The sequence below is a fragment of the Oceanicaulis sp. UBA6590 genome, from assembly GCF_002433705.1.
Taxonomy (GTDB): Bacteria; Pseudomonadota; Alphaproteobacteria; order Caulobacterales; family Maricaulaceae; genus Oceanicaulis.
Genome location: NZ_DJIQ01000012.1, coordinates 24940 through 36005, shown reverse-complemented (window position 1 = coordinate 36005; position 11066 = coordinate 24940). Strand labels below are relative to the sequence as shown.

General features: G+C 64.3%; 11 protein-coding genes. 7 read left to right on the top strand and 4 right to left on the bottom strand.

What is annotated here, in order from left to right; translation table 11 throughout:
• Together B2Z70_RS02595 and trmB are read left to right on the top strand one after the other, a co-directional pair.
• On the top strand, positions 1-438 hold a 438-nt coding region (locus B2Z70_RS02595), incomplete at its 5' end, for a methionine adenosyltransferase domain-containing protein (protein ID WP_292980649.1).
• Positions 439-522: 84 nt separating this feature from the next.
• Positions 523-1203, top strand: a complete 681-nt coding sequence (gene trmB / locus B2Z70_RS02590) for a tRNA (guanosine(46)-N7)-methyltransferase TrmB (RefSeq protein WP_009802442.1) — start codon at positions 523-525, stop codon at positions 1201-1203.
• Here the strand turns inward: trmB and B2Z70_RS02585 are convergent.
• Complete coding sequence (locus B2Z70_RS02585) at positions 1200-1841, bottom strand: hypothetical protein (RefSeq protein WP_292980646.1); 642 nt, start codon at positions 1839-1841, stop codon at positions 1200-1202. The two genes, trmB and B2Z70_RS02585, sit on opposite strands and share 4 nt — an antisense overlap.
• A gap of 218 nt (positions 1842-2059) precedes the next feature.
• Between B2Z70_RS02585 and rimP the strand changes: the two genes are divergently transcribed.
• The 4 genes from rimP to infB all read left to right on the top strand — a co-directional run bounded on the left by rimP (position 2060) and on the right by infB (position 7725).
• Positions 2060-2596: a ribosome maturation factor RimP gene (gene rimP / locus B2Z70_RS02580; protein ID WP_009802444.1), complete on the top strand. Its 537-nt coding sequence runs from the start codon at positions 2060-2062 to the stop codon at positions 2594-2596.
• Between the two features lie 19 nt (positions 2597-2615).
• The gene (nusA, locus tag B2Z70_RS02575) at positions 2616-4352 is read left to right on the top strand and encodes a transcription termination factor NusA (protein ID WP_009802445.1); all 1737 of its coding nucleotides are present in this window, start codon (positions 2616-2618) and stop codon (positions 4350-4352) included.
• Positions 4349-4990 (top strand): RNA-binding protein, encoded by a 642-nt coding sequence (locus tag B2Z70_RS02570; RefSeq protein WP_292980640.1) that lies wholly within the window; start codon positions 4349-4351, stop codon positions 4988-4990. Before nusA ends, B2Z70_RS02570 begins: the two co-directional genes overlap by 4 nt.
• A 137-nt stretch (positions 4991-5127) precedes the next feature.
• A complete protein-coding gene (infB, locus tag B2Z70_RS02565; RefSeq protein WP_009802447.1) occupies positions 5128-7725 on the top strand; it encodes a translation initiation factor IF-2 in 2598 nt (865 codons plus the stop codon).
• A 114-nt stretch (positions 7726-7839) separates the two neighbouring features.
• On the opposite strand, the gene B2Z70_RS02560 is transcribed toward infB, so the two are convergent.
• Positions 7840-8370 carry a metal-independent carbonic anhydrase family protein gene (locus B2Z70_RS02560; RefSeq protein ID WP_292980636.1) on the bottom strand — a complete coding sequence of 177 codons (531 nt, stop codon included), beginning with the start codon at positions 8368-8370 and terminating at the stop codon, positions 7840-7842.
• Positions 8371-8494: 124 nt separating this feature from the next.
• Here B2Z70_RS02560 and B2Z70_RS02555 point away from each other — a divergent pair, with 124 nt between their 5' ends.
• Positions 8495-9424, top strand: a complete 930-nt coding sequence (locus tag B2Z70_RS02555) for a LysR family transcriptional regulator (RefSeq protein WP_292980633.1) — start codon at positions 8495-8497, stop codon at positions 9422-9424.
• A gap of 6 nt (positions 9425-9430) precedes the next feature.
• Here the strand turns inward: B2Z70_RS02555 and B2Z70_RS02550 are convergent, their stop codons facing one another.
• Together B2Z70_RS02550 and B2Z70_RS02545 are read right to left on the bottom strand one after the other, a co-directional pair.
• The gene (locus B2Z70_RS02550) at positions 9431-10264 is read right to left on the bottom strand and encodes a phytanoyl-CoA dioxygenase family protein (protein ID WP_292980631.1); all 834 of its coding nucleotides are present in this window, start codon (positions 10262-10264) and stop codon (positions 9431-9433) included.
• Positions 10261-10896 (bottom strand): TetR/AcrR family transcriptional regulator, encoded by a 636-nt coding sequence (locus tag B2Z70_RS02545; RefSeq protein ID WP_009802449.1) that lies wholly within the window; start codon positions 10894-10896, stop codon positions 10261-10263. The genes B2Z70_RS02550 and B2Z70_RS02545 overlap by 4 nt, the downstream gene beginning before the upstream one ends.
• Between the last annotated feature and the right edge of the window lie 170 nt (positions 10897-11066).

Genomic DNA, 11066 nt, shown 5'->3' with positions numbered 1-11066 from the left:
CTGACCGGTCGCAAGATCATCGTGGACACCTATGGCGGCGCAGCCCCCCATGGCGGCGGCGCGTTCTCGGGCAAGGACCCGACGAAGGTGGACCGCTCGGCGGCCTATGTGGCGCGCTATCTCGCCAAGAATGTCGTGGCGGCGGGTCTGGCGCGCAAATGCACCATCCAGCTCAGCTACGCCATCGGCGTGTCCAAGCCGCTGTCTGTCTATGTGGACACCCACGGCACCGGCGATGTGGATGAAGCCAGGCTGGAAAACCGCCTGCGCGAGCTGGTCAATCTCAGCCCGCGCGGCATCCGCACCCATCTGGGCCTGAACAAGCCGATCTTCGAGCGCACTGCCGCCTATGGCCATTTCGGCCGCACGCCGGACGCGGATGGCGGTTTCTCCTGGGAGAAGACCGACCTCGTCGATCAGCTCAAGGACTTCGCCTGATTCTAAAGGCTTTGACCGAACAGGGAGCCGGGTTGTTTCAGCCCGGCTCTTTGTTTTTCAGGAGAGGGCGGGTAAAGGGCCGTCATGACCGAGACCCGACCCCAGAACCGACGCCTCTACGGCCGCGCCAGCGGGCACAAGCTGACCGATCGCCAGCAGGCGCTCGTGGAGACGCAACTGCCTGCTCTGAGCTGGGCGGATGAAGGCCCGCTCGACCCCAAAGCTCTTCTGCCCGGCTTTGAGCGCTATGTGCTGGAAGTGGGTTTTGGCGGGGCCGAGCATCTGGTGGGTCAGGCGGACCGGGCGCGGAAAACCGGCTTTCTCGGGATCGAGCCCTTCCTCAATGGCGTCGCCAAGGCGCTGGTGGGGATCGAGGATCATGAGCTTGAGAATGTGCGGGTGAAGCGCTCCGATGCGCGCGACGAGATGGTGCGCATGCCTGATGGCGCGTTTGACCAGATCTATCTTCTGTTCCCCGACCCCTGGCCCAAGAAGCGACACGCCAAGCGGCGTTTCGTGCAGCCTGATACGGCGGCGGAGTTTGCGCGGCTTCTCAAATCCGGCGGACGCCTGCGCGTGGCGACCGATGTGCGCGCCTATGCCGATCACGCCTTGCCGATCCTGATGGCGGCCGAGGGCTTGAGCTGGACGGGCGAGCAGGCGACCGACTGGACGCAGAACCCGGCCGATCACATCGTCACCCGCTACCAGTCCAAGCATCTGGGCGATATCGACCCGGTCTTCTTTGATTTCGTGAAGATCTAGCGCTCGCACTGGCTGGAATAGGCCTCGGCGTAAGGGCGGTCCCAGCATGTCAGCAGCCGATCCACGACGCCCAGATTCTGCGGCTGTTCCACAAAGCCCTGGGGCATGGTGATGTGCGGGTTCTCGGCCAGGAATTGACGTCGTGAGGCCATTTCTTCCTCACTGGGCGTCATGGTCGCCAGCTCGGCCCGCGCCGCCTCGGCTGCGGCGCGATCGCGTTGCAGGAAGGCGATGGTGGCGTCGACATAGAGATTCCAGTCGGCAGTGCTGAAGCGGGCGGCGTCGAAATAGGCGATGGCTTGTTCGGGTTCGTCGCTCATGGCGAGCATTTGTCCCGCATGCCAGCCGATCACGCCTGGCTGTTCCCGATTGAAGTGCGGGGAATGATCCATGTAGGCGATCAGAAGGTCCGCTGCGGCCCGTTCGCAGCCGGGCTCATCGCCCACAGGTCGCCAGCCGCCTGAAAAGTCCTGATCGAAGCTCTGGGGATCCAGCGCCATCAGGGCGTCGAAACGCTCTGCATCGACCTCACAGGCCATCAGGCGCTCGCGCGCATCAGGGCCGAGTTGAGCATAGGCGTCGCCCGTATCGCCCTGCTGAGCCGCGAGTGCGACCGTGACGGCAAGAGCGTTGAACATGGTAAGGCCTCCCCTGACGGTGAGATCATGACCCAGCCCGTCGCGCTTCAGGATTAAACTTTGGAGAGCTTGCTGAGCGCCCCCCGTTGCCAATCGGGGGCTGAAGGCGTATAAGCGCCTCAAAGTTCGATATGTCGGATGACATGTTCGAGCGGCTCGGGGTCCCGGGCCGCTTTTTTCGTACCCGCATCCGGCCCAGACGCAGATACACGACGCCCATGAAAGCCAACAGCCCGCAAGACAAGCGCATCCTCGAGATCGCCGAGCCTCTGGCCGAGACCCTCGGGCTTGAAATCGTGCGTGTGCGTGTGATGGGCGGCAAGAAGACCACGGTGCAGATCATGGCCGAGCGCCATGACGGCACGATGGTGGTTGAAGACTGTGCGCGGCTGTCGCGCGCCCTGTCGGAAGTTTTTGATGAGGCTGATCCGGTCTCGGGCGAGTATGATCTTGAAGTATCCTCGCCCGGCATTGACCGGCCTCTGACCGCGCTCTCTCATTTTGAGCGCTGGGAAGGTTTCGAGGCCAAGATCGAGCTCGATCGCCTGGTGGAGAACCGCAAGCGCTTTCGCGGCATGCTCGCCGGGATCGAGGACGACAACGTACTGATGGATCTGGCGGGCGAGGACGACACGGCTGTCATCCCGTTCGAGTGGATCGCAGACGCCAAGCTGGTCATGACCGACGCTCTCGTGGAGGCGAGCCTGAAGGCTCGTGGTCCCATCGAGGGTGAAGACGGTCAGGCTGACGAGTAGAACGAGAAGGAACGCGGATATGGCCATCGGGGTCAGCGCCAACAAGCTGGAAATCCTGCAAATCGCCCGCGCGGTGGCGCAGGAGAAGATGATCGATGAGTCGATCGTGCTGGAAGCCATTGAAGAGGCGATCCAGAAGGCGGCCCGCTCGCGCTATGGCGCGGAGCTCGACATCCATTGCAAGATCAACCCCAAGACCGGCGAGATGCGTCTGACCAGCCGCACCACCGTCGTGGAAGAGGTCGAGAACGAAGCGCACCAGATCACGCTCGACGAAGCGAAGAAGCGTGATCCGGAAGCCGAGATCGGTTCCTTCTACGAAGAAGAGCTGCCGCCGATCGAGTTCGGCCGCGTCGCGTCCCAGACCGCCAAGCAGGTGATCACCCAGAAGGTTCGCGAAGCCGAGCGCAAGCGCCAGTTCAACGAGTACAAGGACCGCATCGGCGAGATCGTCAACGGCATCGTCAAGCGCGTCGAATACGGCAATGTCATCATCGACCTGGGCAAGGCCGAAGGCATTATCCGTCGTTCGGACGGCATTCCGCGCGAAAGCCTGCAGGTCAATGACCGCGTGCGCGCCTATATCTATGACGTGCGTGAGGAGACCCGCGGCCCGCAGATCTTCCTGTCGCGCGCCCATCCCGACTTCATGGCCGCCCTGTTCGCGCAGGAAGTGCCGGAAGTCTACGAAGGCGTCATCGAGATCCCGCGCGTGGCGCGCGATCCGGGGTCCCGCGCCAAGATCGCCGTCATTTCCAATGACAGCTCCATCGATCCCGTGGGCGCGTGCGTCGGCATGCGCGGCAGCCGCGTGCAGGCCGTCGTGAACGAGCTGGCGGGCGAGAAGATCGACATCATTCCGTGGAATCCCGATCCGGCGACCTTCATCGTCAACGCGCTGCAGCCGGCCGAAGTCGCCAAGGTGGTGCTCGATGACGAGGCCGAGCGCATCGAAGTCGTCGTGCCCGACGATCAGTTGTCGCTGGCGATCGGTCGTCGCGGCCAGAATGTGCGTCTGGCCAGCCAGCTGACCGGCTGGGCCATCGACATCCTGACCGAGGAAGAAGAATCCGAGCGTCGCCAGAAGGAATTCTCCGAGCGCACCTCGACCTTCATGAACGCGCTGGATGTGGACGAGGTGATCGCCCAGCTTCTGGCCACCGAAGGCTTCGCCGAAGTTGAAGACATCGCCTTTGTCGAGCTCGACGAGATCGCCGTCATCGAAGGTTTCGACGACGACACGGCCCAGGAAATCCAGACCCGCGCCCGCGAATTCCTCGAAAAGCGCGCCGCCGAGCAGGATGCCCGCCGCAAGGAGCTGGGCGTGGAAGATGCGGTCCTGGATGTGGAAGGCGTCGACCTGCCGATGGCGGTCAAGTTCGGCGAGAACGAGGTCTGCACCATCGAGGATCTGGCGGGCCTGACGCCTGACGATCTGCGCGGCTGGTACGAGACCCGCGATGGCGAGCGCGTGCGCGAGCCGGGCATTCTCGAAGGCTCTGACATGTCGCCCGAAGACGCCGAAATGCTGATCATGCGCGCGCGTGTGATTGCAGGCTGGATTTCCGAAGAGGATCTGCCCCAGGCCGAGGTCGAAGTGGAAGAGGTTGAGGACGAGACCCTTGACGAAGAGGCTTCCGATGTCGATCTGGAAGACATCGACCTCTCCGATCTTGAAGCTGAAGCCGAGAAGCTGGGCGTGGACCTGGCCGATCTGCTGGACGCTGACGCGACGGAGGAAGACGAGCAGTCGTGAGCCGCGGGGCGCGTCATGGCCGATCCAAGCCGGTGCGCGAACGCCGTTGCGTCGCCACCGGTGAGGTGAAGGGGGAGGACGACCTCCTCCGTGTCGCGCTCAGCCCTGAAGGCCGCGTGACGCCGGACGTGGCGGCGCGCCTTCCCGGTCGGGGCGGCTGGGTCAGCGCCGACCGGGCGTTGGTCGACAAGGCGGTTAAGAAGCGCCTGTTCAATCGGGCCTTCGAGCAGCCGGTCGAGGCGCCGGAAGATCTGGCGGACCAGTTCGAGGCGCTGATCAGGGCGCGTCTTCTGAGCCTTCTGGGTCTGGCGCGCCGGGCCGGACGCGTGGAGCTGGGATCGGATGCGGTGCGCATGGCGCTGCAATCGGACCCGGAGCCGGCGTGGAGAATTGAAGCCAGCGACGCGGCGCCTGACGGGCGCAAGAAGCTGGATCACCTGGCCAAGGCCGTGGACTGCACGGCGCCGGTGCTGGGATGTTTTGACGCTGAAACCCTGAGCGGGGCCCTCGGCGTCGGGAATGCGGTCCATGCGGTTCTGGCCGATGGACCTGAAGCGGCGGGGTTTTCCGCCCTCGCGTTCAAGCTTGCAGGCTTCGTTAACCTCGATCCTGCGGGCGGAGACGCACAGAAGAGTTGAAACGCCTTGGAAGCTGGCTAGTTTAGCGGGCCTTCAGGCCGGGGCTTCCCGGAGGCGACCTGAACAGATGACGGACCCTCGCGCACGCGGCGGCGGGGCTCCGCCCGAAGATATGTAAAGCCGCGGCAAGGACGCTTATGAGCGACGCTGACGAACGCAACAACTCGGGCCGCAAGCCTCTCTCCCTCGGTGGACGTTCCTCTGGGACCGTGCAGCAAAGCTTTGCGCGCGGACGTCAGAAGTCTGTCGTTGTCGAGAAGAAGCGCAAGCGCCCGGGCGGGCCTGCCGGCAAGGACGCCGCGACGGGCAAATCCGGCGCGCCCCAGAGCCAGAAGGACAAGGCGCGCGCTGCGCTGGCCGCCAAGGCCAAGCAGCTGGGCCTGTCCGAAGAAGAACTGATCAAGCGCCAGCAGGCCATTCTGCGCGCGCGCGCCGAACAGGAAGAGCGCGCCGCCAAGCAGAAGGCGGAAGAAGAAGCCCGACGCGCCCGCGAGGACGAGGAGCGCCGCGCGCTCGAGGACATGCGCAAGCGCGAGGAAGAAGAGCGCCAGCGCCGCGAAGAGGAAGAGCGTCGTGCGGTGGCTGAAGCCGAAGCGGCTCGCCTCGCTGCGGAACAGGCCAAGAAATCCAAGAAAGCGGCGCCCGCCGCGGATACGGCTGAAGAGCCGTCCGTGAAGGCGCCGTCTCGCAAGGCTGACAAGAGCAAGGACAAGACTGAGCGCGAGGAGTCCGACGACAACCGCAACATTCTTGAGTCCATGGGCGGCCGCGTCAAATCCAAGAAGGTCGCGCCGGGCGGGGACAAGGCCCAGCCTTCGCGCACCAAGGAGCCCAAGCGCCGTCAGGGCAAGCTGACCATTCAGAACCTCGTCGAGGATGATGAAGGTCGTCAGCGCTCCCTGGCCTCCATGCGCCGGGCCCGTGAACGTGAAAAGCAGCGTCGCCAGCAAGGCGGCCAGTCCCGTGACAAGGTGTCCCGTGAAGTGGTCGTGCCCGAAGCGATCTCCGTGCAGGATCTGGCCCAGCGTATGGCCGAACGCGCCGCGGACGTGGTGAAATACCTGATGACCCAGGGTCAGATGGTGCGCGCCAATGACATGCTGGACGCCGATATCGCCGAGCTGATCGTCGAGGAATTCGGCCACACCATCAAACGCGTGTCGGAATCCGACGTGGAAGAGGGCTTCATCTCCGAGGAAGACACCGAAGAGAGCAAGCTGCCCCGTCCGCCGGTGGTGACCGTCATGGGTCACGTCGACCACGGCAAGACCTCGCTGCTGGACGCCCTGCGCTCCACCGATGTGGCGGCGGGCGAAGCCGGCGGCATCACCCAGCACATCGGCGCCTATCAGGTGGCGCTGAAATCGGGCGAGAAGATCACCTTCCTCGACACCCCGGGCCACGCGGCGTTCTCCTCCATGCGCTCTCGCGGCGCGCAGGCGACCGATATCGTGATCCTGGTGGTGGCGGCCGATGACGGCGTCATGCCGCAGACCATCGAGGCGATCAGCCACGCCAAGGCGGCGAACGTGCCGATGATCGTGGCGGTCAACAAGGTCGACAAGCCCGACTCCGATCCGCAGAAAGTGCTTCAGGAACTGCTTCAGTACGAAGTGTTCGTGGAGGACATGGGCGGCGACGTTCAGGCGGTTCCGGTCTCGGCGCTGAAGAAGACCGGTCTTGATGAGCTGACCGACGCCATCAACCTGCAAGCTGAAATGCTGGAGCTGAAAGCCAATCCGAACCGCTCTGCGGAAGGCGTGGTGATCGAATCCCAGGTCGACAAGGGCCGCGGCCCGGTCGCGACCTGCCTTGTGAAGCGCGGCACGCTGAAGCGCGGCGATATCGTCGTGGCGGGCGCGCAATGGGGCAAGGTGCGGGCTCTGGTGAACGAGCGCGGCCAGCAGATGAAAGAGGCGGGTCCGTCCCTGCCGGCCGAGATTCTCGGCCTGGACGGCGCGCCCGAGCCGGGTGAAGTCTTCGCCGTGGTGGAGTCTGAAGCCCGCGCCCGTGAGCTGGTGGAATACCGCGAGCGCGTCAAGCGCGACAAGGCGGCGGCGGCCCGGACGGGCGGCGGCGCCTCGCTCGAGCAGATGATGGCCAAGCTCAAATCCAACGAGGTTCAGGAGCTGCCGCTTCTGGTCAAGGCGGACGTGCAAGGTTCGGCCGAAGCGATCATTGGCGCTCTGGAAAAAGTCGGCAACGAGGAAGTCCAGGCCAAGATCATTCACTCCGCCGCCGGCGGCGTGTCCGAAAGCGATGTCCTTCTGGCGCAAGCCTCCGGCGCGCCGATCTTCGCGTTCAACGTCCGCGCCAACAAGCAGGCGCGCGATCTGGCCGAGCGTGAAGGCGTGGAAATCCGCTATTATTCGGTGATCTACGATCTGATCGACGACGTGAAGAACACGCTCGAGGGCATGCTGGCGCCGGAGAAACGCGAAACCTTCATCGGCTATGCGCAGATCCTGGAAGTCTTCAACATCACCAAGGTGGGCCGCGTTGCGGGTTGCCGCGTGACCGAAGGCGTGGTGAAGCGCGGCTGCGGCGTGCGTCTGCTGCGCGACGACACGGTGATCCACGAAGGCCATCTGTCCACGCTCAAGCGCTTCAAGGACGAGGTTCCCGAAGTGCGCGCCGGCACCGAGTGCGGCATGGCGTTCGAGAACTATCACGACATTCAGGTCAATGACGTGATCGAATGTTTCGAGGTCCAGGAAATCCAGCGTTCGCTGTAATCCCGGTCTTCAGACACAAACAAAGGGCGGCTCGATGAGCCGCCCTTTTTCGTGCGCCTGGCACAGTCGGGGAAGGGACTGCAGGGTTGGTCAGCGCGCACGCTCCTCCCGCCTTCAGTTGGGGGCGTAGGGAAGGGAGGAATGATGCAGGACGATCTTCAGATCGCCAGTCTCGTCGCGGACATAGCCAAAGCTGTACTCGACCTTCACCTCTTGCCCGTCCGTGCGGGTGAAGAAGTAATTGCCCATGGCCATGGCGCTGTCTGAATCGATGATGGTCGCTTCGTTTTCCCAGCGAACCTGGGTGTAGGGCGCGATGGCGAAGCCGCCATCTTCAGCGATCGAGCCGCCCACGAAGTAAGAGAGCGCCTCGTCAAAATCGCCGCGGAACTGGTCTTCGGAGGCCAGCGTCGGTTTGAACAGGACCGGATAATCGCCATAGGCGTAGAAGCGCTCGATATGGTCGCGGGCGGCGGCTTCATAATCCTCGCCCGCCGTATAGGCCGCGCCGATGCTCACAATGCCTTCGCCCCAGGCGCGCTGGGCGGCCTCGACATCGGCGTCGGTAATGGCGTCGGTCATCGCCTGAGCCGAGCCCAGGGTCAGGCTGGAGACGAGCAGGGCGGATACAGAGAAGAGTTTCATGATTGTCCCTTGTGCGTGGAGGGCGTGCTGCCCACACCCCGTCAGCTAAAGGGGAGATCGGCCCTTTTCTAATGGAAACTGCGCCCTAGATTGATAGCCTGAGGGCATCAATCGGGGAGAGACCATGCGGCCGACGCTGCGCCAGCTTGAGTATTTCGTCACGCTTGCCGAGCTGGGGTCCTTTCGTCAGGCGGCGGACAGGCTGGCGGTGACCCAGCCGAGCCTCTCCAAACAGATCAGCGCGTTGGAAGCAGACCTGGGGCTGCGCCTGTTCGAACGCTCCTCGCGGCAGGTCAAGCTCAGCCGCCCTGGTCAGGCGCTGCTTGAGGATGCGCGTACGGTCCTGCGCAGCGCCTATGCGTTCAAGGGCAAGGCGCGTGAATTGAGTCAGCGCCCGGCCTTTCACCTCAATGCCGGGGTGCTGCCCTCCATCGGGGCGTATTTCATGCCCCGCTTCACCCAGCGTTTGCGGTCGGTCTTCCCTGATCTGCAGATCAGCTTCATCGAAGGTTCCTCGCAGGAATTGCTGCGCCGTCTGCAGATGGGCGAGGTGGATTTCGTCATGGCGTCGCGCGGGCCGCAGGCCGATTTCAGCGTGCGACCGGTCTTTGAGGAAACGCTCTGGGTCTGCGCGCGTCCCGAAGACAGCCTGATGCAGGCAGACGGGCCTCTGGAACTGAGCGCGCTCAGGGGCCGGAGGCTTCTGACCCTGAGCCCGGACTTTCATCTGACCGAAATCGTGTCCGGTCTGGCGCGGCTGGCTGGCGCGGAGCTGAGCACCCAGTATCGGGGCGCCTCGCTGGACGCCATTCGCCAGATCGCCGCCCAGAGCGAGGCCGTCGCGGTCCTGCCCAGTCTCTATGCGCTGGGAGAAGCCATCCGGGACCCCGCGTTTCGCGTTCGCCATCTCAAATCGCCGGACGCCATACATCCGGTCATGCTCTATTGGCGACGCGAGACCCATGATCGCACCTTCTTTGATCGTCTGGCGGAGGAGATCATGGCGGAGAAAGCCGCCATCCGAGCCGAACGCGCGCCGCAATTTCAGGTCTGAGACGTCCTAGTCCAGCAGACGATTGGGATGCATGCCGTTCACATGGCCCATGAAGGGCGGATGGATCTGATAGCCCAGCAGCGAGGGCAGCGGCGCCTTGAGCGTGCGGACGATCTGGGGCGGAACCGCCAGGCTCATATTCTCCTGCGTGCGCAGCCAGGGCGCGCAATATTGCGCGGTCAGGGCCAGTCGCCCCTGCTGCGTGGCGTTCTCTCCGCCCGCATGCCAGAGCCCGCCATGGAAGACCAGCGCATCGCCGGGCTCCATCACGGCGGGACGCCAGACATCGGTGTCCTCGGGCTCCCGCCCGGACCGCCAGAGATGGGAGCCGGGCCAGGCGCGGGTGGCGCCATTGTCCCGGGTAAAGGGGTCAAAGGCCCAGATCACCGACAGGCCGTGACGGGCGTCAGGACGCATGTCCGGATAGAATCCGTCATCCGCATGGGGCATTTGCGGGGTCTCGCCCGGACCGATATTGATGCCCAGACAGGCCGATAGAAGCGGCTGGGCATGCAGCCGCGCCTTGAGAAATCCCAGGATCTGCGGATGGGCGATCAACGGGTCCAGGGCCCGGGTCTTCGCCAGAAGGGCATAGGCGCGCTGGGTGCTGAACCCTTCAAAATTGTTCCGCCCCGTGGGCCCCAGAAGATCGCGCAGAGCGGTATCGGCGGCCTTCAGAACCTCCGCGCTCAGCAATCCCCTGAGGATGACATAGCCATTGCTGTCATAGCTGGCGAGGGTATCGGAGCCGGGGGTGACGCTCTCGGTTTCATAGCGCTTATGCGTGCCCGCCAGATCCTGGGTGAACAGGTCGGAGGGTTTTTTCAGGGTCGGCGTCATGACTTGCTCCCCACTCTCAGGCCCAGGCTCTGGGCGATCAGGATCCAGACGTTGCAGGCGAGCTGCTCGGCGTCCGGGTTCGGGTCATCCAGCAGCGCCAGCGTCATGGCCTGGCGCAGGCCGCCCAGCACGAAGGCAGCGGCGATTTGCGGGTCGGCCTGCCGCGGCAGGTCGCCGTCCGCCTGGCCCTGGGCGATGTTGCGGGCGCCGCGCGCCACAAGGTCCGCCATGCAACGCGATTCTGCATGCACGACCGCACTCGACCGGCCCAGCGGCCCGAACAGGGTGCGGGTAAAGGGTTCGTCGATGAAGAAGCGCACGACCGCCTGCACGCGCTGCGCTTCACGCTGAGCCCAGGTTTCACCGCGAAAATGCGTGTTGGCGACCCGGACATAGCGGTCATAGAACTCCTCGACCACGGCCGAGAGAAGCCCGTCCTTGGAGCCGAAATGATGATAGGCCAAACCGGCCGAGACGCCGGCACGCCGGGCGATGTCGGTGATCTCGGCGGCGCCCTCCCCCTCGATGAGCGCGCCGCGCGCCGCATCAATGAGCTTTTCGCGCGTCTGCCGCCCGCGCGGCGTCGGCGCGGCATTGTCATTCGGCGGGGCGTCGTGAAGGGGTGTGTTCATGGGGTTTCATCTCCTGACAACAGGCTGAATTGAATTCAATTCAAATGCAAGCCTGATGCGGGGGGCGCGCTGCAGTCAGGGCGGACTTGAACCGCAGGGATCAGAGGTATACAGACGCCGCCTTATCGCACATGGCCGATCCCCGGGCGTTTCCGGGCAGGGCTCTGGAG